The organism is Marinobacterium nitratireducens, assembly GCF_014645375.1.
GTDB classification, from domain to species: Bacteria; Pseudomonadota; Gammaproteobacteria; order Pseudomonadales; family Balneatricaceae; genus Marinobacterium_A; species Marinobacterium_A nitratireducens.
Map to the genome: position 1 here is coordinate 42,445 of NZ_BMLT01000018.1, position 21,607 is coordinate 64,051.

Consider the following 21,607-nt stretch of genomic DNA (forward strand, 5'->3'; position numbering starts at 1 on the left):
TCAGTGTTGTCCGCCCGGGGGCAGACTGATGCCGGTCTCAGGCGGTCGCCAGCAGGCGACGGGGCCTCAGGACACCGTCATCGGATATCTGCGCAATACCGAGAAAACGCCCGTTATCGCGCTCGAAAATCTTGATCAGCTCGACCGCTGCCACATCACGCAGCGCAAGTCGCTGACCCTGCAGCACCCGCTGAGCCTGCTCCGCTTCGAGTTCGATCGACGGGAGGTCCTCCAGGGCGCTGGTGACGGGCAATAATAGCGCATCGAGACGCGCTTGTATGCCCTTTTCATCGTCCGACCCGGCGGCCGGCGTCGCCAGCGATTGCAGCTGCTCCAGCCCGATCATCATGTCGGCCTTGTAGGGCCCGGTATCGAGCCGGCGCAACATCTGCACGTGGGCGCCGCAACCAAGCAGCAAACCGAGATCCTCGACGATGGAACGGATATAGGTGCCCTTGGAGCAGCGAATGTCCAGGTCGATTTCGTCACCGCGCAGGGCGGTCATGCGAATCTCGTAGATGGTCACGCGCCGCGGTTTCACTTCCACCTGCACGCCCTTGCGCGCCAGTTTGTACAGCGGCTGCCCCTGGTGCTTGAGCGCCGAGTACATCGACGGAACCTGTTCGATCTCGCCGAGAAAATGCGCTTCGAGCAGGGCTTCGATACGGGCACGGTCGAGGTCCGCCGGCACCTCGCGCTGTTCGACGACGTCGCCGTCGGCATCGCTGGTGGTCGTGCGGACGCCGAGCTTGGCGGTGGTCAGATAGCGCTTGTCGGCATCCAGCAGAAACTGCGAGAACTTGGTGGCTTCGCCGAAGGTAATCGGCAGCATGCCGGTGGCCAACGGGTCCAGCGCGCCGGTATGGCCGGCCTTGGCCGCGCCATAGAGTCGCTTGACCCGCTGCAGTACGCCGTTCGAGGTCAGACCTGCCGGCTTGTCGACCAGCAGGATACCATCGAGCATGCGTCCCTTGGGCTTTCGGGCCATGGCTCAGTCCTCGTCCGGTGAGCTGTCCTTGCTCTCGCGCTGATACGCCTGCTCGATCAGACTGTGCAGGCGACGCCCCCGCTCGACGGTTTCGTCGAAGTGGAAGCGCAGCTGCGGCATGACCCGCAGCTTGATGCCGCGCGCCAGCTCGTGACGCAGGAATCCGGCGGCCTTGTTCAGCACCGCCAGCGATTCCTTGACCGTCTGCGCCTCATCCTGATCACTCAGCGGCATGACGGTGACGTAGACATCGGCATAGCCGAGGTCTTTCGCCACCCGTACATGACTGACGGTAACCATGCCCAGACGCGGGTCCTTGATTTCGAACTGGATGAGCTGGGCCAGATCCCGCTGGATCTGGTCCGCCACCCGTTGTGTGCGACTGAATTCGCGTGCCATTCGTCAGGACCTTAGATCGTGCGCTGAACTTCGATGGTGTCGTAGACCTCGATCTGGTCGCCGACCTTGACGTCATTGTAGTTCTTGACGCCGATACCGCACTCCATGCCCTGACGGACTTCGGCGACGGCATCCTTGAAGCGGCGCAGCGACTCCAGTTCGCCTTCGTAGATCACCACGTTGTCACGCAGCACGCGAATGCGCTTGTTGCGGTACATGGTACCCTCGGTGACCATGCAGCCTGCGACCGCGCCGATCTTCGGCGAGCGGAACACATCACGAACCTCGGCGACACCGACGATCTGCTCGCGGTACTCCGGCGACAGCAGACCGCTCATGGCCTGCTTGACGTCGTCGATGATGTCGTAGATGACGCTGTAGTAGCGCAGCTCGATACCTTCGCGTTCGACGATGGCCTTGGCCTGGTTGTCGGCACGGACGTTGAAGCCGATGACGATGGCGCTGGACGCCAGCGCCAGGTTGGCTTCGGTCTCGGAGATACCGCCGACACCGCCGGAGACGATGTTGACCTTGACCTCGTCGGTGGACAGGTCTTCCAGGGTCTGGGTCAGCGCCTCCAGGGAGCCGCGCACGTCGGCCTTGAGGACGATGTTCAGCGACTGCACATCGCCGGCCTGCATGTTGGCGAACAGGTTCTCCAGCTTGGATGCCTGCTGCCGCGCCAGCTTGACCTCGCGGTACTTGCCCTGGCGGAACAGCGCCACTTCACGCGCCTTCTTCTCGTTGCTGACCACGGTGAAGTCGTCACCGGCATCCGGCGTACCGTCGAGACCCAGGATCTCGACCGGAATGGACGGACCGGCTTCGTCGATCGGGTTGCCGTCCTCGTCCAGCATGGCGCGAACGCGGCCATAGTGCAGACCGGCCAGCACGATATCGCCCCTGCGCAGGGTACCGTTCTGGACCAGCAGGGTGGAAACTGAACCGCGACCCTTGTCCAGGCGCGATTCGACCACGACACCCTGTGCCGGCGCGTCGTCGACTGCGGTCAGTTCCAGTACCTCCGCCTGCAGCAGCACGGACTCGAGCAGTTCCTCGATGCCCTGACCGGTCTTGGCCGAGACGTTGACGAACTGAACGTCGCCGCCCCAGTCCTCCGGGATGACGTCGCGCTGCGCCAGCTCGTTCTTGACGCGATCCGGATCGGCGTCTTCCTTGTCCATCTTGTTGACCGCGACCACCAGCGGCACGCCGGCCGCTTTGGCGTGCTGTACCGCTTCTTCGGTCTGTGGCATGACGCCGTCATCGGCGGCGACGACCAGAATGACGATATCGGTCAGCTTGGCACCGCGGGCACGCATGGCGGTGAAGGCCGCGTGTCCCGGGGTATCCAGGAAGGTGATCATGCCGTTGTCGGTTTCGACGTGGTAGGCGCCGATATGCTGGGTAATACCGCCGGACTCGCCCGCGGCGACGCGGGTGGTACGGATGTAGTCGAGCAGCGAGGTCTTGCCGTGGTCGACGTGACCCATGACGGTAACCACCGGTGCGCGGCCGCTGGCCTCGCCCTGGTTCTGCGCCAGGCTTTCGATCAGCTCTTCCTCGACCGCGTTCTCCTGCATCGGCTTGGCAACGTGGCCCATCTCCTCGACGACGAGGATAGCGGTATCCTGGTCGATGACCTGGTTGATGGTCGCCATGGCGCCCATCTTGAACATCACCTTGATGACCTCGGCCGCCTTGATGGACATCTTCTTGGCGAGATCCGCCACGGTGATGCTCTCGGGAATCTGCACCTCGTGCACCACCGGTGCGGTCGGCTCTTTGAAACCGTGCACGTTCGGCTTGCCACCACGACCACGGCCCTTTCCTGGACCGCGGCTGAGCTTGCCGCCGCGACGACCGCCGCCGCGCTCTTCGTCGACACGTCCGCCACGACCGGTGCGGGCAGCCGCCGCCTTGCCACCACGGGCCGGCTTCTTGTCTTCGTTGCGACGCTGCTGCTGCTGCTGCTTTTTCTTTTCGCGACGCTGAGCTTCTTCGCGATGGTCGACCTTGGGTGCCGCCGGTGCCGGCGGCTCGTCGGTCTCGACCTCGACAGCCTTCTCGATCTGCGGCTCCGGCTGCGCCTCTTGCGCCACAACCTGGGGCTGCTCGGCCGGTGCCTCGACCGGGGCCGCTTCGGGAGCCGCAGCGGCCGCGGCCGACTCGACTACCGGCTGGGCCTCTTCCGCCTCGACAGCAACGGCCTCGTCCTCGGTCGGAGTGCGCTTGACGTAGGTGCGCTTCTTGCGGACCTCGATATTGATGGTTTTCTTCTTGCCCGAAGCGCCCGCCACCTTCAACTGAGAGGTGGTCTTGCGCTTGAGCGTGATCTTCTTCGGCTCGCCGGACTCGGCGTTCTCGCCGTGGCTGCGCTTGAGGTACGTCAACAGCTCCTGACGCTCGCCCTCGCTTACCTTGGAGCCTTCGTTTTTACCTTTGATACCCGCTTCCAGCATCTGCTTAAGCAAACGCTCAACGGAAACACCAACCACATCGGCAAGCTGCTGTACGGTTACTTCTGCCATATTGGTTCTCCTATTCCGTTGACCTTACTCATTGTCCGCAAACCAGGGGGCCCGGGCGGTCATGATCAGCTGCGCGGCACGCTCTTCGTCGATACCTTCGATATCCAGCAAATCCTCGACAGCCTGTTCGGCCAGATCCTCCATCGTGATCACCCCTTTCGCGGCCAGCAGATAGGCGGTGTGACGATCCATACCGTCCATTTCCAGCAGGTCTGCAGCCGGTTCAGCGTTCTCCAGTTCCTCTTCGCTGGCGATTGCCAGGTTGAGCAGGGCGTCCTTGGCCCGGGAGCGCAACTCTTCAACGATATCTTCGTCGAACCCGTCGATTTCAAGCATTTCGTCGACAGGGACGTAGGCAACCTCTTCCAGAGAGGTAAAGCCTTCACCGACCAGGACCTCGGCGACATCTTCATCGACGTCGAGGTGGTTCATGAAGGTTTCCATGATGGAGCCGATTTCGGACTGCTGCTTCTCGGCAGCCTCGTCTTCGGTCATAACGTTCAGTGTCCACTTGGTCAGCTCGCTGGCCAGGCGGACGTTCTGGCCACTACGGCCAATCGCCATTGCCAGGGCTTCCTGGGCAACGGCCACATCCATGGAGTGGGAGTCCTCATCGATGATGATGGACGCCACTTCCGCCGGCGACATGGCGTTGATCACCAGCTGGGCCGGATTGTCGTCCCAGAGAATGATGTCGACACGCTCGCCGTTGAGTTCGTTCGATACCGCCTGCACACGGGCGCCGCGCATACCGACACAGGCACCGACCGGGTCGATGCGGCCGTCGTTGGTCTTGACGGCAATCTTGGCGCGGGAGCCGGGATCACGCGCCGCGGCACGGATCTCGATCACCTCCTCGGCGATCTCCGGCACCTCGATGCGGAACAGTTCGATCAGCATTTCCGGGCAGCTGCGGCTCAGAACCAGCTGCGGGCCGCGGCCCTCCGCACGCACTTCGAGCAGGATGGCGCGCACGCGATCTCCCATGCGGAACGTCTCGCGACCGATCAGGTGCTCACGCGGCAGCAGCGCCTCGGCATTGTTGCCCAGGTCCACGATAATGTTGTCCCGTGTCACCTTTTTGACACTGCCGGAAATCAGCTCGCCCTGATGCTCCTGGTACTGGGCCACCACTTTGGCGCGCTCGGCTTCGCGCACCTTCTGCACGATAACCTGCTTCGCGGTCTGGGCAGCGATACGACCGAACTTGACCGATTCCACCGCCTCTTCGTAAATGTCGCCGGGCTGCAGATTGACATCCTGCTCGTGCGCTTCTTCCAGCGTCAGCTCGGTGCCGAGTGCCGGTACTTCTTCGTTGCTGACGACCAGCCAGCGACGGAAGGTCTCGTAGTCACCGGTCGCCCGGTCGATCTCGACGCGGATGTCGGCCTCTTCGTCGTAACGCTTCTTGGTTGCGGTCGCGAGCGCCAGTTCGATCGCCTCAAAGATCACCTCTTTGGGGACGTCCTTTTCGTTCGATACCGCTTCTGCTACCAACAGGATCTCTTTATTCATGCCACTGCCTCGCAAAACCCGTCGCAGTTCCTCAGAACTGCGGAACTATATTGGCACGATCGATCAGATCGATCGGCAATAGATATTCTTCTTTATCCACCACCAACAGCACTTCGTCGCCTTCGACGCCATTCAGCAGCCCCTTGAACTTGCGCCGGCCCTCGAAAGGAACGCGCAGACGCAGCTGCACCTGATGGCCCGCCCAGGCGGCGAACTGCTCCAGCGTAAACAACGGCCGGTCCATCCCCGGAGACGATACTTCCAGGTTGTACTGCCCGCTGATCGGCTCCTCGACATCGAGTATGCCGCTGACCTGATGACTCACCTTGGCGCAGTCGTCCACGCTGATTCCGTCTTCACTGTCGATGTAGATACGCAGCACGCTGTGAGCGCCCTGGGCGACGTACTCTATGCCCCAGAGCTCGAACCCGAGCGCGGTGACGCTGGGCTCTATCAGTTCGTGTAGCAATTTCAGCTTCGCTGACACCGGCTAACCTCACTAAGGTTCTGAGCAACCGCCTGAAACAAAAAATGGGTCACATCTGGACCCATTTCTGATCACGGCACCCGTGCCTTGATTTACCTACGAAAAAGCCCCTTGAAGGGGCCTTTTCGAAAATATACGAATAGGTGGCCAAGGCCGCAGGATCCATACGACGATCTTGCTTGTCCTTAACCGCCGGGCACCCCTTACGTGAGCCCGAACTCAGGCGCGCAAATACCGAACGCCTGACCCTGAGTAAGATTCTCGAGATGGCTATCATCCCGGGAATACTGCTTAGAACAACTCAGGAAAGTGGTAGCGGGGGCTGGATTTGAACCAACGACCTTCGGGTTATGAGCCCGACGAGCTACCAGACTGCTCCACCCCGCAACAGAAACAGGTGCCATATTATACAGACAACCTGCTTTATTTCAATATGGTGCCCAAGGCCGGACTCGAACCGGCACGTCCTAGGGACACTACCCCCTCAAGATAGCGTGTCTACCAATTCCACCACTTGGGCAAACTCTTTCTGCGGATCTTACTCCGCGGTCGGCACATCCGAATCGGCCGGCGCGGCTGGCGCCTGCTGTTCGAGTACCGGCAGCTCGGGCTCCTGGCTCGCGCTGCTTTCGATCACTTCAGCCGCAGGAATGCCGGCATCACCGATCGACTCGGCCTTGTTCTTTGCGAACACGGCCAACACAAAACTTGTTGCGAAGATACCAGCCGCCATCACAGCGGTCATCCGCCCGAGGAAGCTGCTGGTTCCCTGACTGCCGAACACGGTCTGGGATGCACCACCACCAAAGGCTGCACCCGCCTCGGCTCCTTTGCCCTGCTGCAACAGAACCAGCGCGATCACCGCGATGGCGAGCAGTACATGTGCTACCAGAACCAAAGTTTCCATTCGCTCAACCAGTCACTTTTGCGTCTGCGGCCGCACCGCAGATCGCGATAAATTCGTTCGCTTTCAGCGAAGCTCCACCCACCAGGCCGCCGTCGATATCGGGCTTGGCGAAAAGCTGCGCTGCATTGGCCGCGTTGACGCTGCCACCGTACAGAATGCGCATCCGGCCCGCCGCCTCGGCGTCGATTCCGGCTACCAGTTCACGCAAAGCCGCGTGAACCTCCTGCGCCTGTTCCGGCGTTGCCGTTCTGCCTGTACCTATGGCCCAGACCGGCTCGTACGCCACTACCACCTGCGCCAAGGCGTCACCAGGAATGCTGTCGAGCACCGTTTTCAGCTGGTGCGACACCACCTCAACCGTCTTGCCGGCTTCACGCTCTTCGAGCGTCTCGCCCACACAGACAATGGGCACCATCCCGGCCGCGCATACGGCTTTTGCCTTCTGCGCCACCTGCTCATCACTCTCGGCGAAGAGCGCGCGCCTTTCGGAGTGGCCGACAATCACGTGCCGGACACCGAATTCCTTCAGCATGCCCAGCGCGACCTCACCTGTGTAGGCCCCGCCTTCGAACGCCGAGGCGTTCTGGGCGCCAATGGCAACCCGGGATCCATCCAGCAACCCGCTAACCTGGGCGGTATAAACCGCCGGCGGGCAAACCAGAACTTCGATGCCATCGTATTCTGAAACGCCTTTCAGAATCCCCGCAATCAGTTCGGCGTTTGCTGCCAGATTGCCGTTCATCTTCCAGTTGCCTGCTACGATACCTGTACGCATCGAACTCCCCTCTCGAAAGAGGCGCAAATCTTAACCGAGTTAATTTTAAGATACAAGCGCTTGCAGCGCTTTTTCGACCTCCTCTGCAAGATCGCGACAGAGTGCCTTGACCTGCACCGGATCCTCGCCTTCGATCATCACCCGAACCACGGGTTCGGTACCCGAGGGACGCAGCAGCACCCGGCCGCTGTCCCCAAGCTGCCGCTCGACCAGAGCGACCGCACGCTCGATCGCCTCGACACCGTCGATATCGACGCGCTTCGCCACCCGCACGTTGATCATCTCCTGCGGCAACTTGGTCATGCCGCCTTTCAACTCGTGCAGACTGCAACCGCTGTCGGCGATCGCCTTGAGTACCTGCAGGCCGGCAACGATGCCGTCTCCGGTCGTGGTCAGGTGGCGGCAGACCACGTGACCCGAGTTTTCCGCACCGAGCAGCCAGTCGCGACTGTCGAGCTCCTCCAGCACATAGCGATCGCCGACCCTGGCGCGAACGAAGGGGATTTCAGCCTCACGCAGCGCGCGCTCGAGGCCGAAGTTGCTCATCAGGGTGCCGACCACTCCGCCGTTGAGACTGCCCTGCTGCTGCATCTGACGGGCGATGATGAAGAGTATTTCATCGCCGTCGACCACCTCTCCTTTATGATCCACCATGATGATCCGATCACCGTCGCCATCGAGCGCAATGCCGAGGTCCGCCTTTTCGTCGAGCACCCGCCGCTGCAGCTGGGTCGGATCGGTGGCGCCGCAGCGCTCGTTGATATTGATACCGTCCGGCGAGGTGCCGATACGCACCACCCGCGCGCCCAGCTCCTCGAAGACCTGGGGCGCGACATGGTAGGTGGCGCCGTTGGCACAATCGAGCACGATCTTCAGCCCCTTCAGGCTCAGCGCGCCACTGACGGTACCCTTGCAGAACTCGATGTAGCGACCGGCCGCATCGTCTATGCGCTTCGCCTTGCCCAGTTCGTGTGACTCCACCGTGCTCATGGCAATGTCCATCTGCGCCTCGATGGCATGCTCAATCTCGTCGGGCAACTTGGTACCGCGGGCGGAAAAGAACTTGATGCCGTTGTCGTAGAACGGATTGTGACTGGCGCTGATGACGATTCCGGCGTCGGCACGAAAGGTTTTGGTCAGATAGGCGACCGCCGGGGTCGGCATGGGGCCGGTCAGCAGAACATCGACACCGGCCGCCGACAGACCGGCCTCCAGCGCCGACTCGAACATGTAGCCCGATATGCGGGTATCCTTGCCAATCAGAATACGGTGCTGGCCCGAGCGCGCGAAGACTTTGCCCGCGGCCCAACCGAGCTTCAGCACGAAGTCCGGCGTAATCGGATGTTGACCGACCCGCCCACGGATGCCATCGGTGCCAAAATAACGTTTGCTCATACCCGCTCTCCGCGCTCAGGCTTCAGCCCGAACCGGGGCATCATCAACTGTTGTTCAACCCAGCGTCCACGAATGCCGTCGGTACCAAAATAACGCTTCGTCACTCTACGTCTCCCTTCGCTTCGCGCAGGACCGCCTCGGTCATGCGCACGGCGTCCACTGTCGCCGCGACATCGTGGACCCGGATGATACGCGCACCCTTGCCCACCGCGATGACTGCGGTAGCAAGGCTGCCGTGCAGGCGCTGATCCACCGGGCGGTCCAGCACCTGGCCCACCATGGTCTTGCGCGAGGTACCCACCAGCAGCGGCAGACCCAGTTCGTGCAGCTCTTCCATGCGATTGAGCAGGCGCAGATTGTGCTCCAGCGTCTTGCCAAAACCAAACCCAGGATCCAGTATCAGCCGCTCTCTCGGAATACCGGCCGCCACGCAGGCCCCGATCCGCTGTGACAGGAACGCCGAGACCTCCTGCACCACATCGTCGTAATGTGGCGCCAGCTGCATGTCGGCCGGGGTATTACCCTGCATGTGCATCAGGCACACCGGCAGCCCGGTTGCGGCCGCCGCTGCCACCGCACCGTCGCGTGCCAGGGCGCGCACATCGTTCAGCAACCCAGCGCCCAGCGCCGCAGCCTCTGTGAACACCTCGGGCGTGCTGGAATCGATCGAGATCACCACATCCAGTTCACGACGAATCAACTCCACCGCGGGCAATACCCGGTCGAGCTCTTCCTGCACGCTGACGGGTTCAGCACCGGGGCGCGTCGACTCGCCACCGATATCGATGATGCCGGCGCCTTCCGCGACCATGCCCGCCGCCCGCTGCAGCGCCCTCTCCGCCACCAGCCGGCCATCGTCATGATAGCTGCCGCCATCGGAAAAGGAATCCGGCGTGACGTTGAGAATTCCCATGACCTGCACACGGGACAGGTCCAGACGCCTGTCGCCGCATTGCAAATTGTTCGCGCTCACTTGCAGTCTCCCGTTGAACACCCGGCGCGGTGCCGGGAAAAGGCGGCGGCATCGGCGAGACGCCACCGCTGCCAGATCATACTCCCAGAACGACAAAGGCCGACTTTCAGGGTCGGCCTTTCTGGCGGCTGCTAGCCGACTGTCCGGATCAGTGCAACTTGCGATCGGTCGAACCGTTCATGTCCGAATCGGTACGCGAGGCCGTCTGATCGGATCCCCCGGACGGGGCATCACCGGCAGCACCCTGGTCGCGCTCGGGTTCGACTACCTGCTCGTCGCGCTCTTCAGGGCGCGCATCGGAGGCGGCCTGCCCGGCGCTCTCGTCCGGGTCCACCCAGCCGTCGGGCGGGGTGACGGGCTTGCGAGCCATCAGTTCGTCGAGCTGCTTGGAGTCGATCGTCTCGTACTTCATCAGCGCCTGGGCCATGGCATCGAGAATGTCACGATTGTCCTCGAGCAGCTTGCGCGCCTTGGCGTAGCAGTCGTCGATGATCTTGCGCACCACAGTATCGATCTGACGCTGGGTTTCTTCCGAAGTCTGCTTCGCCGGCTGGCCGTAGCCGCGGGTGAAGGGATCGCCGTCCTCGTCATCGTAGAGCAGCGGGCCGAGCTCGTCGGTAAGACCCCACTTGGTCACCATGTTGCGCGCCAGACTGGTGGCACGCTGGATATCGTTGGAGGCACCGGTGGTCACGCCCTCCTTGCCCAGCGTCATCTCCTCGGCGAGCCGGCCGCCGTAGAGCGAGCAGATATTGGAGATCAGCGTCTGCCGGCTGTGACTGTAACGGTCTTCCTCGGGCAGGAACATGGTTACGCCCAGCGCGCGGCCGCGGGGAATGATCGACACCTTGTACACCGGGTCGTGCTCCGGCATCAGGCGGCCGATGATGGCGTGACCGGCTTCGTGATAGGCGGTGTTGAGGCGTTCCTTGTAGGACATCACCATGGACTTGCGCTCGGCGCCCATCATGATCTTGTCCTTGGCCTTCTCGAACTGCAGCATGCCCACGGTGCGCTTGCTGTCACGGGCCGCAAACAGCGCCGCCTCGTTAACCAGGTTGGCCAGGTCAGCGCCGGAGAAGCCGGGGGTTCCGCGCGCGATCAGCTCGGGCTTGACGTCATCGCCCAGCGGCACCTTGCGCATGTGGACCTTGAGAATCTGTTCGCGACCGCGGATATCCGGCAGGCCGACATTGACCTGGCGGTCGAAACGGCCGGGACGCAGCAGCGCCGGGTCAAGCACATCGGGACGGTTGGTGGCGGCTATGACGATAATGCCTTCGGTACCCTCGAAACCGTCCATCTCGACCAGCAGCTGGTTCAGCGTCTGCTCACGCTCGTCGTTACCGCCACCAAGACCGACGCCACGATGACGACCGACGGCATCGATCTCGTCGATAAAGATGATGCAGGGCGCGTTCTTTTTCGCCTGTTCGAACATGTCACGTACACGGGACGCACCGACACCGACGAACATCTCGACGAAGTCCGAACCGGAAATGCTGAAGAACGGCACCTTGGCTTCGCCGGCGATGGCTTTCGCCAGCAGGGTCTTACCGGTACCGGGGTTACCGGACATCAGCACACCACGGGGAATATGGCCACCCAGCCGCTGGAACTTGCCGGGATCGCGCAGGTAGTCGACCAGTTCCTTGACCTCTTCCTTCGCTTCCTCGACGCCGGCGACGTCCTCGAAGGTGGTCTTTATCTGGTCTTCGCTCATCATCCGCGCTTTGGACTTGCCGAACGACATCGGACCCTTGCCGCCGCCGCCGCCCTGCATCTGACGCATGAAGAACATGAACACGGCAATGATCACCAGAATCGGGAACGACGCCACCAGCAGCTGAGTCCAGATGCTCTGCTGCTCCGGCTGCTTGCCTTCGATCACGACATTGTGCTGCAGCAGATCGTCAACCAGCTTGGGGTCCTGAAGCGCCGGGCGGATCGTCTCGAAGTGGTCGCCGTTTTCGCGCTGGCCGTAGATGGTGTAGCCGTCGATGACGACCTTGGACACACGATCGGCCTGAACCTCCGCGACGAAGTCGGAATAGGTGAGTCTGCGTGAATCTCCCTCGGCATTGAAGTTATTGAAGACGGTCAGCAGAACCGCCGCAATAACCAGCCAGAGGACCAGATTCTTTGCCATATCATTCAAAGGACTACCCTCAGTTGACGCTTAAGCGCATACATTGCGCCTCAAAAGTACACCAGATTGTCTGGCCTGACTACAAGCGGCGGACCCGGCCAGGGCCCGCCAACACTGCCTTATACGGGTTTAAAGCCGGTTCCGAGCAGGTACACTTCACGTGAACGGGCACGAGAGGCATCCGGCTTGCGGGTCACGACCTTGCCGAAGCTCTGCCGCATCTCAGCGAGATAGGCATCGAACCCCTCGCCCTGGAACACCTTGACCAGAAAGGTGCCGCCAGGTTTCAGCACCTGGCGCGCCATATCCAGCGCCAGCTCGACCAGGTACATGGCCGCCGGCTGATCGATCGAGGACATACCACTCATATTGGGGGCCATGTCCGAAATTACAAGGTCTGCCGGCGCATCCCCCAGCGCCGCCAGGATGCGTTCGAGCACCGCTTCTTCGGTGAAGTCGCCCTGCACGAACTCGACGCCCGGCAACGGATCCATCTCCAGTATGTCCGACGCCACTACCCGTCCGTGGTCTCCCACCAGCTCACTTGCGACCTGCGACCAACCGCCGGGCGCAGCGCCGAGGTCAACCACGGTCATGCCCGGGCGGAACAGCCGATCCTTCGCGTTCAGCTCCTGCAGCTTGTAACTGGCCCGGGATCTCAGACCATCGGACTTCGACTGTTTGACGTAGCGGTCGTCAAAATGTTCCTTTAACCAGCGACCGCTGCTTTTCGATCTTGCCACGTAGAATTCCAGCAGGATGGGGAGGCCGGGCGCTACTCAGGTTCCGGCAACTCGGGTAAAATGGCTGATTGTTTTCATCGCGGACCGGCGCCGGGGCGCCGACCGGACTCACTCAATCACGAGGCAACGTATTCTAGTATGAGCCTGACGCCCGAGCAAAAGAAGCAGATGCGGACCATCGGCCACAAGCTGAACCCGATCGTGACCGTCGCCGGTAAGGGACTGACCGAAAACATTCAGCTGGAAGTCGACCGCGCCCTCGATGATCACGAGCTGATCAAGGTCAAGTTCGTCGTCGGCGACCGCGAGGTCAAGAGGGCGCTGATCCAGGAACTCTGCGCCATCGTCGAAGCCACTCTGGTACAGGAGATCGGCAATATCGCACTGATCTACCGCAGGGCCGCGGAACCGAACCCGAAGCTTTCCAACCTGCTGCGCTGAGCGGATTACGCATCACAGCTCACGCCTAACGCGAAACCCGGCACGGCAGCCCCGCAGCCTCCTGCGCTCGCAGGACAACTGCAGCCAATTACAAAAATACCGCCATCCGGCGGTATTTTTTTACCTGCGCAGGGGTCAGGTGCGTCCGCACCTGACCCTCCATGCATCAGAGATGCAGCACCTCGGAGATCTCGTACTCGATCTCGCCGCCCGGCGTGGCGACGCAGGCGATATCGCCCTCTTCCTTGCCGATCAGCGCGCGGGCGATCGGCGAATTGACCGAGATCTTGCGGTGCTTGATGTCGGCTTCGTCATCGCCGACGATCTGGTAGCGCACCTCTTCATCGGTATCGATGTTGACGATCACCACGGTGGTACCGAAGATCACCTTGCCCGAGTGCGGGATGCTGGTGACATCGATGACCTGGCACTGCGACAGCTTGCCTTCGAGTTCCTGAATGCGGCCCTCGATGAAGCCCTGCTGCTCGCGCGCCGCGTGGTACTCGGCGTTCTCTTTCAGATCCCCGTGTTCACGGGCCTCGGCGATTGACGCGATCACTCGCGGCCGATCGACTGACTTGAGGCGGTCCAGCTCTGCGCGCAGAGCCTTCTCGCCGTTCACGGTCATCGGTACTCGCTTCATACTGCCTCACCTGCATGCAAATCCTGAAGGCGTCGAACCGTCTTCTCCTCGCCGAACTGCAGCGCCATGGCGGTGGCTTCGGCACCGGCCAGAGTCGTGGTGTAGGGCACCTTGTGCTGCAGCGCGCTGCGACGGATCTCGGCGGAGTCGGCGATCGCCTTGCGGCCTTCAGTGGTGTTGATTACGTAGACGATTTCGTCGTTCTTGATCATGTCGACGATGTTCGGCCGGCCTTCCATGACCTTGTTCACCGCCACGGCCGGGACACCATGCTCCCCGAGCAACTTGACGGTGCCGCGGGTGCCGACCAGCGAGAAGCCGAGTTCGACCAGGTCGCGGGCGACCTTGACCGCGCCCTGCTTGTCGACGTCGCGGACCGAAATGAATGCCTTGCCCTTCTTCGGCATCTTCTCGCCGGCACCGATCTGGGCCTTCATGAAGGCTTCGCCGAAGCTTTCGCCAACACCCATCACCTCGCCGGTGGACTTCATTTCCGGGCCGAGGATCGGGTCGACGCTGGGGAACTTGTTGAACGGGAACACCGCTTCCTTGACGTTGAAGTGCTTCGGCACGATCTCCTCGGTGAAACCGAGCTCCTCGAGGGTCCTGCCGGTCATGACCAGCGCCGCGATCTTGGCCAGCGAGACGCCGATGCACTTGGAGACGAACGGCACGGTACGGGAGGCGCGCGGGTTCACCTCGATAACGTAGACTTCACCGTCCTGGTAGGCCAGCTGCACGTTCATCAGACCGACGACACCAAGCTCCATGGCCATTTTCTTGACCTGCTCGCGCATCTCGTCCTGAACGTCGGCCGCCAGGCTGTACGGCGGCAGCGAGCACGCCGAGTCGCCGGAATGGACGCCGGCCTGCTCGATGTGCTGCATGATGGCGCCGATCACCACGGTCTTGCCGTCGGATACCGCATCGATGTCCACCTCGATGGCGGCATTGAGGAAGTGATCGAGCAGCACCGGGGCGTCGTTGGACACCTGCACCGCCGTGTTCATGTAGCGCCGCAGTTCGTCTTCCTTGTAGACGATCTCCATGGCACGGCCGCCCAGCACGTAGGACGGGCGTACGACCAGCGGGTAACCGATGCGCTCCGCTTCGATAACGGCCTCTTCGAGGCTGCGCACGGTGGCGTTCTGCGGTTGTTTCAGGCCCAGACGCTTGAGCATCTGCTGGAACTGTTCGCGGTCTTCGGCGCGGTCGATAGCTTCCGGGCTGGTACCGATGATCGGCACGCCGGCCTGCTCCAGGGCCACCGCCAGTTTCAGCGGAGTCTGACCGCCGTACTGCACGATCACGCCCTTGGGCTGCTCGACATTGACGATCTCGAGCACGTCTTCGAGGGTGATCGGCTCGAAGTACAGACGGTCGGAAGTATCGTAGTCGGTGGAGACGGTTTCCGGGTTGCAGTTGACCATGATGGTCTCGTAGCCGTCTTCACGCGCCGCCAGGGCGGCGTGTACGCAGCAGTAGTCGAACTCGATGCCCTGACCGATACGGTTCGGCCCGCCGCCGATGACCATGATCTTCTCGCGATCCGACGGAGCGGCTTCGCACTCTTCCTCGTAACTGGAGTACAGGTAGGCGGTATCGGTGGCGAACTCGGCAGCGCAGGTGTCGACGCGCTTGAACACCGGACGCACGCCCAGACTCTGACGCTGCTTGCGGAACTGCTTCTCGCTGACGCCCAGCAGCTTGGCCAGACGGGCATCGGAGAAGCCTTTGCGCTTGAGGCGGAAAACCTGATCCCTGCCAAGGTCGGACAGCGCCATCTCGGCGACACGCTGTTCGTCCTTGATGATGTCTTCGATCTGCACCAGGAACCAGGGATCGACGCCCGACAGCTCGTAGATTTCCTCGAGGCTCATGCCAAGACGGAAGGCATCGCCGATGTACCAGATACGCTCGGCGCCCGGCTGCTTGAGCTCACGGATGATATCGCTGCGTGCATCGTCGCTGTTCAGATCGACGATCTCGTCGAAACCGGTCGCCCCGACTTCGAGACCGCGCAGGGCCTTTTGCAGCGACTCCTGCTGGGTACGGCCGATCGCCATGACCTCACCGACCGACTTCATCTGGGTGGTCAGGCGGTCGTTGGCCTGCGGGAACTTCTCGAAGGTGAAGCGCGGTACCTTGGTAACGACATAGTCGATCGACGGCTCGAACGACGCCGGGGTGCGACCGCCGGTAATTTCGTTCTGCAGCTCGTCGAGGGTGTAGCCCACCGCCAGTTTGGCCGCGACCTTGGCGATCGGGAAACCGGTCGCTTTGGAAGCCAGCGCCGAGGAGCGCGACACACGCGGGTTCATCTCGATCACGACCATGCGGCCGGTCTCCGGATCCAGACCGAACTGGACGTTGGAGCCACCGGTCTCGACACCGATCTCGCGCAGTACGGCGATAGAAGCATCGCGCATGCGCTGGTATTCCTTGTCGGTCAGGGTCTGCGCCGGCGCCACGGTGATGGAGTCACCGGTGTGCACGCCCATGGCGTCGAAGTTCTCGATCGAGCAGATGATGATGCAGTTGTCGTTCTTGTCGCGAACGACCTCCATCTCGTATTCCTTCCAGCCGATCAGCGACTCGTCGATCAGCAGCTCGTTGGTCGGCGACAGATCCAGGCCGCGTTCGCAGATCTCGACGAACTCTTCGCGGTTGTAGGCGATACCGCCACCGGAGCCGCCCATGGTGAACGAAGGACGGATGATCGCCGGGAAGCCGATGCTGTCCAGCACCTGCAGCGCTTCTTCCATACTGTGGGCGATGGACGCGCGCGGGCACTCGAGGCCGATCTTCTTCATCGCCTGGTCGAAGCGTTCGCGGTCTTCGGCCTTGTCGATGGCATCCTGGGTGGCGCCGATCATCTCGACACCGAACTTCGCCAGCACGCCCTCGCGGTCGAGGTCCAGGGCGCAGTTCAGCGCGGTCTGACCGCCCATCGTCGGCAGCAGCGCGTCGGGGCGCTCCTTCTCGATGATCTTGGCAACCGTCTTCCAGTTGATCGGCTCGATGTAGGTTGCGTCCGCCATCGCCGGGTCGGTCATGATGGTGGCCGGGTTGGAGTTGACCAGAATGACCCGGTAACCCTCTTCGCGCAGCGCCTTGCAGGCCTGAGCACCGGAATAGTCGAATTCACAGGCCTGGCCGATCACGATCGGGCCGGCGCCGAGAATCAGAATACTTTGAATGTCCGTACGTTTTGGCATCGGTAAAAACCAGTCGAATCTGTTAGTAACTACTTACTGCTGTCTGATCAGGCGCCCTGGCGCGCTTTCATCTGCTCGATGAAGCGATCGAACAGCGGCGCGACGTCGTGCGGACCGGGGCTGGCTTCCGGGTGTCCCTGGAAGCTGAAGGCCGGACGGTCGGTGCGCTCGATGCCCTGCAGCGAGCCGTCGAACAGCGACTTGTGAATCGCCCGGACGTTTTCCGGCAGGCTTTCCTCGTCGACCGCGAAGCCGTGGTTCTGGCTGGTGATCATCACGTGCTTGCTGTCCAGATCCTGCACCGGGTGGTTGGCGCCATGGTGGCCGAACTTCATCTTCACGGTCTTGGCACCGGACGCGAGCGCCAGCAGCTGGTGCCCCAGGCAGATGCCGAACACCGGCAGGTCGGTCTTGCAGATTTCCTGAATCGCCTCGATCGCGTAGTCGCAGGGCTCGGGGTCGCCCGGACCGTTGGAGAGGAACACGCCGTCGGGGTTCAGCGCCAGGACCTCGGTTGCCGGGGTCTGCGCCGGCACCACGGTAAGACGGCAGCCGCGCTCGACCAGCATACGCAGGATATTGCGCTTGACGCCAAAGTCGTAGGCGACGACATGGAACGGCAGCTCGCTGTCATTACGCTCGAGGTGGCCGACACCCAGCTCCCAGGTCGAGGAGCGCCATTCATAGCTGTCCGTCGCGGAGACGACCTTGGCCAGGTCCATGCCCTTGAGGCCCGGGAAAGCACGCGCCTCGGCCAGCGCCTTCTCCTCGTCGATCTCACCGGCCATGATGCAGCCGTTCTGAGCGCCCTTCTCGCGGAGGATACGGGTCAGGCGGCGTGTGTCGATATCGGCGATGCCGACGATGTTATTGGCCTTCAGGTACTCTTCCAGAGACTGCTCGCTACGGAAGTTGCTGGCCAGCAACGGCAGGTCACGGATCACGAGACCGGAGACCCAGGTCTTGGCTGACTCTTCATCCTCGGCATTGGTACCGACATTGCCGATATGGGGATAGGTCAGGGTCACGATCTGTCGGCAATACGACGGATCGGTCAGAATTTCCTGATAGCCGGTCATCGAGGTGTTGAACACCACCTCGCCGCTGGACTGCCCCTCTGCGCCAATTGCCACCCCCCTGAAAATACTGCCGTCTTCAAGGGCCAAAATGGCTGGTCTCGTCAAGTGAACCTCCCCCGCGTTTCGCGCTGCAAACAGACCGATTCGAATATGTATACGTGCAAAAAAGCGAGGTAAAACCGAAACTTTACCTCGCTTTCAAGAATTTGGGATGCGTTTACCGTTCCTTCGGGCAAACCGGCGGTATTTTAGTCGATCGGCCCTCCAGTGTCCACGCGACCTGTGAAGGCGAAGACACTGTAACTTATATGTAACAGATAACCCCTTAAATTATCCTGTTCTGTCTTCAGCCAACCCGAATCCGGGCCGCCCAAAGCGCCAACCAGCCATGAAAATCACCCATCTTACCCGAGCCACCACCCTCGCCCTGCTGCTAATTGTCGTGCTGTTCAGCGCCGCACTGCTCTGGTCACTGCAGCAACTCGACAGCGCGTTCCGCTCGAGTCTGGATTATCAGGCTTTAAAAGAAAGCAGCCGGTCTGAGCTGCTTGATCCGATGCGGCAGTACCTGCACAGCGGAGACGCCACCCTGCTGCAACAGGTCGAGGTCAATCTCACGACGCTGGCCGAACGCACCTCGACAGCCCGACTGCTCGATAGCGAGATTCGTCAACGCATCGGTGATCAGCTGGCGACGATCGCGGAACAGTCGATGTCGAGACTGCGCGCGGCAGGAAAACTGAGCGACCCGCAAACCCTGCTGATCAATAACGAGCGGGAAATGGCTCAGGAGCTGGGGCGCCTGACCGAGTACGTCAGCGATGCCGGCAACGCTGCCGCAGCGGACCGTGAGCGCTACTACCGCGCCATTGCCGACGTACAGCAACAACTGCACGGGCTCTCGCTGGTTCGGCAGCGGCAGTTCGGTCAGCAGACGGGCAATACCGACATCCTGCAGCAGCACCAACGGCTGTCACTAAGCCTGAAGCAATTGCGGACGCAGCCCCGCCTGGGCGTCTATCGCGAGCAGGAAGCGAAGGTCGATGCGGTGGCGGCAATGCTCGGTTGGGCCGAGGCCGACGCAGGCCAGCAGATCGAAGCCGCCGATGAAATACTCGATCAGCTGCAGTCACTGGACAGTCGCTATCAGCGCGAGCTGGAGCAAGCAGACCGCCTGCTGACGGAGAAAGATCATACCGCCAACAGGGTCAAACAACAGCTCGACAGCCTCCAGGCCGAACTGTCTGCAATGGACAGCACCCTGGTGCAGCAGTACGACCGAATCAAGGGCAGAGTCTATCTGCTGATCGGCGTCTGCGTATTGCTGATCATCATTATCGGCACCCTGACCGGTCTACTGCTGCGCCGCCTTGCCGGCTATCTGAGCGCCAGCAGCGTCTATATTGAAAAGCTGGCGGACGGGGACCTGTCCCAACCTCTCGAACTGAACAGCAGAATCCTCGAAATCACCAGCCTGCAGCAAACACTCGATAAAATGCGGGGCTATTTCCAGCTGCTTATCAACAGCATCCGCCGCGAAACCGGACAGCTCGACGCCTTCGGCCAGACGATGGCCTCGGGCGCCGGCAATCTGGAACGCATCGTCGATGCCCAGCGCGAGTCATCCGAACAATCCGCCGTGCAGATGGAACAGCTGTCCTCTTCCTATCAGGAGGTGGCCGAGCACGCCAGCAGCAGCAGCCGGGCGACCCTCGAGGCGCAGGCCCTAAGCGATGAGGGTGCCCGCCAGATGGAGCTTGCCGGCGCCAGCATTCTACAACTGGCGGAAGAAGTCGAAGCCGGCGACCGCAGCCTGCGGCAGCTGCAACAGGACGCCGCCGCAATAGAGGAAATTCTCGCGCTGATTCAGGGATTTGCCCAGCAAACCAACCTGCTGGCCCTGAATGCCGCTATCGAGGCCGCCCGGGCCGGTGAAGCCGGGCGCGGATTTGCCGTCGTAGCGGACGAGGTACGCTCGCTCGCCGCCAGCACCTCAGGCGCTGCCGACCGCATACGGCACCTGACGGCCCAGCTTGGCGAATCCACCTCGCAAATTGCCTGCTGCATGGAGCGCCAGCGCGAACTGAGCGACCGCACGGTGGAACAGTCGCAAGAGACATCCGGCCTGATACAGCAGATCCGCCAGGCAATGGCCCGGGTTCGCGACCTCAGTACACTGATCGCCGCGGCCACCGAAGAGCAGTCCAGCGTTTCGTCCCAGGTCGCCAGCACCCTGAACGAAAACCTCAACCGGGCCTTCGAGTCGTCGAAAGAGGCCGGCCACAACCAGCGCCTGGCCGGAGATCTGGGCCTGATCGGCGAGCGTCTCGGCGAACTGGTGGCGAAATTCCGTTAAGGGGTACGGCAACGGAACCCCGCTTCCGGGTCACTGCTATAGTCTGAGGCAGAGATTCCCAACTCTGGAGATGGCCGATGACAGCCAGACTCGCTACCGGCCTGATGATGGCTCTGCCACTGCTGACGGCCTGCGCCACCGATCGCTACTGGTACCAGCCTCCCGCGGGATCCGCTTCGTCGGGCACCGATGGCACCTGGCAGGGGCTGATACGGGAGGATTTCAGTCAGCGTATCAGTCACAGCGCCGTGGCCGGTGCCGTCGGCGTTCGCTGCGCGCGTTTTCAGGATCTGATTACGCTGGAGGTATCCGCAGGGCGGCTGGACGTTACGCTGGGCAGAAGCTCCGTCGTCAGATTCGATACAGGCCTGGACGCCGGCGGCCGCTTTAGCCAGCAACTCCCGGTACAGGGCGATACCTGGATTTATGGCGGCGTCGGCATTTACCGCAACGAGCCGACCCTGACCATCTGGGGACAGCTTGACCCGTCAACCGGCACCGGAAGCGGGCACCTGTCGGTGACGCCGGGCGAAAACCAGCGAATCGGCTGCTACGCCAGCTTCCGCGTGAGCCAGAACGCCGGCGCCCCTACCCCGGATAAACTCGGTGCGCCGTTCAAGGTGCAGTACTGGATAGACGAACTCGACAAGGGCGGCGATCAGGAATTCTGGATGCTCCGGTAGGCACTGAGGCCCGCAGCGAAACGCGTAGGAGCTGTGCCCCCGCAGCGAACGGGGGTTCAGACGGGCGGTAATCCTCAACCCTGTGTTCGTGGCGGGGAAGTGCCCGTCAGTTTGGGTACGCCACTCCTACGGGCGGAAGGCGCTGTCAGGCCCCGCCGCTGCCTGAGGCCGGCAGTCTATCGGGTAGGATGGGTTAAGCCGCCATCGGCACCTTCCCCGGGAGCTGCACCCGGCCCAAAGCGAAAAACCCCGGCCTCATCGAGACCGGGGTTTTCCTGAATAAATGCTTGGCGATGACCTACTCTCACATGGGGAAGCCCCACAC

The 21,607-nt window shown here is 61.9% G+C and carries 17 protein-coding genes and 2 tRNA genes; 3 read left to right on the forward strand and 16 right to left on the reverse strand.

The annotated features are described in order from the left end of the window. Positions 1-37 precede the first annotated feature (37 nt). From truB to rlmE, 13 genes are all read right to left on the reverse strand, one after another. A complete protein-coding gene (gene truB / locus IEX85_RS22260; RefSeq protein ID WP_188862841.1) occupies positions 38-988 on the reverse strand; it encodes a tRNA pseudouridine(55) synthase TruB in 951 nt (316 codons plus the stop codon). Between the two features lie 3 nt (positions 989-991). Next, positions 992-1,387, reverse strand: a complete 396-nt coding sequence (gene rbfA, locus IEX85_RS22265; protein ID WP_188862842.1) for a 30S ribosome-binding factor RbfA — start codon at positions 1,385-1,387, stop codon at positions 992-994. Between the two features lie 11 nt (positions 1,388-1,398). Beyond that, positions 1,399-3,918: a translation initiation factor IF-2 gene (gene infB, locus IEX85_RS22270; protein ID WP_188862843.1), complete on the reverse strand. Its 2,520-nt coding sequence runs from the start codon at positions 3,916-3,918 to the stop codon at positions 1,399-1,401. A gap of 24 nt (positions 3,919-3,942) precedes the next feature. Further along, positions 3,943-5,433 (reverse strand): transcription termination factor NusA, encoded by a 1,491-nt coding sequence (gene nusA / locus IEX85_RS22275; protein ID WP_188862844.1) that lies wholly within the window; start codon positions 5,431-5,433, stop codon positions 3,943-3,945. 31 nt (positions 5,434-5,464) lie between these two features. Next, entirely contained in the window at positions 5,465-5,920 is a 456-nt protein-coding gene (gene rimP / locus IEX85_RS22280) for a ribosome maturation factor RimP (protein ID WP_188862845.1), read from the reverse strand. Between the two features lie 310 nt (positions 5,921-6,230). Next, positions 6,231-6,307 (reverse strand) — tRNA-Met (locus IEX85_RS22285). Between the two features lie 47 nt (positions 6,308-6,354). After that, positions 6,355-6,440: transfer RNA gene (locus tag IEX85_RS22290), tRNA-Leu, on the reverse strand. Between the two features lie 18 nt (positions 6,441-6,458). Next, positions 6,459-6,827, reverse strand: a complete 369-nt coding sequence (gene secG / locus IEX85_RS22295; RefSeq protein WP_188862846.1) for a preprotein translocase subunit SecG — start codon at positions 6,825-6,827, stop codon at positions 6,459-6,461. Positions 6,828-6,831: 4 nt separating this feature from the next. Further along, on the reverse strand, positions 6,832-7,602 hold the full coding sequence (gene tpiA / locus IEX85_RS22300; protein WP_188862847.1) for a triose-phosphate isomerase: 771 nt from the start codon (positions 7,600-7,602) through the stop codon (positions 6,832-6,834). A 45-nt stretch (positions 7,603-7,647) separates the two neighbouring features. After that, a complete protein-coding gene (glmM, locus tag IEX85_RS22305) occupies positions 7,648-8,997 on the reverse strand; it encodes a phosphoglucosamine mutase (RefSeq protein ID WP_188862848.1) in 1,350 nt (449 codons plus the stop codon). A gap of 100 nt (positions 8,998-9,097) precedes the next feature. Next, on the reverse strand, positions 9,098-9,910 hold the full coding sequence (folP, locus tag IEX85_RS22310; protein ID WP_188862858.1) for a dihydropteroate synthase: 813 nt from the start codon (positions 9,908-9,910) through the stop codon (positions 9,098-9,100). Between the two features lie 208 nt (positions 9,911-10,118). Next, positions 10,119-12,119, reverse strand: coding sequence for an ATP-dependent zinc metalloprotease FtsH (ftsH, locus tag IEX85_RS22315; RefSeq protein ID WP_229722066.1), 2,001 nt, complete (start codon positions 12,117-12,119; stop codon positions 10,119-10,121). Between the two features lie 119 nt (positions 12,120-12,238). Next, the gene (gene rlmE / locus IEX85_RS22320; RefSeq protein WP_188862849.1) at positions 12,239-12,862 is read right to left on the reverse strand and encodes a 23S rRNA (uridine(2552)-2'-O)-methyltransferase RlmE; all 624 of its coding nucleotides are present in this window, start codon (positions 12,860-12,862) and stop codon (positions 12,239-12,241) included. A gap of 138 nt (positions 12,863-13,000) precedes the next feature. On the opposite strand from rlmE, the gene IEX85_RS22325 reads away from it, so the two are divergent. Further along, positions 13,001-13,303, forward strand: coding sequence for a YhbY family RNA-binding protein (locus IEX85_RS22325; protein WP_188862850.1), 303 nt, complete (start codon positions 13,001-13,003; stop codon positions 13,301-13,303). 166 nt (positions 13,304-13,469) lie between these two features. On the opposite strand, the gene greA is transcribed toward IEX85_RS22325, so the two are convergent. From greA to carA, 3 genes are read right to left on the reverse strand one after another with little or no spacing between them, the layout of a single operon-like run. Then, entirely contained in the window at positions 13,470-13,946 is a 477-nt protein-coding gene (gene greA, locus IEX85_RS22330) for a transcription elongation factor GreA (protein ID WP_188862851.1), read from the reverse strand. Further along, on the reverse strand, positions 13,943-17,164 hold the full coding sequence (gene carB, locus IEX85_RS22335; RefSeq protein ID WP_188862852.1) for a carbamoyl-phosphate synthase large subunit: 3,222 nt from the start codon (positions 17,162-17,164) through the stop codon (positions 13,943-13,945). The genes greA and carB overlap by 4 nt, the downstream gene beginning before the upstream one ends. A gap of 47 nt (positions 17,165-17,211) precedes the next feature. Then, a complete protein-coding gene (gene carA, locus IEX85_RS22340) occupies positions 17,212-18,348 on the reverse strand; it encodes a glutamine-hydrolyzing carbamoyl-phosphate synthase small subunit (RefSeq protein WP_188862853.1) in 1,137 nt (378 codons plus the stop codon). Positions 18,349-18,631: 283 nt separating this feature from the next. On the opposite strand from carA, the gene IEX85_RS22345 reads away from it, so the two are divergent. Both IEX85_RS22345 and IEX85_RS22350 read left to right on the forward strand, forming a co-directional pair. Further along, positions 18,632-20,599: a methyl-accepting chemotaxis protein gene (locus IEX85_RS22345; protein WP_188862854.1), complete on the forward strand. Its 1,968-nt coding sequence runs from the start codon at positions 18,632-18,634 to the stop codon at positions 20,597-20,599. A 77-nt stretch (positions 20,600-20,676) separates the two neighbouring features. Continuing rightward, the gene (locus tag IEX85_RS22350; RefSeq protein WP_188862855.1) at positions 20,677-21,282 is read left to right on the forward strand and encodes a hypothetical protein; all 606 of its coding nucleotides are present in this window, start codon (positions 20,677-20,679) and stop codon (positions 21,280-21,282) included. Positions 21,283-21,607 lie beyond the last annotated feature (325 nt).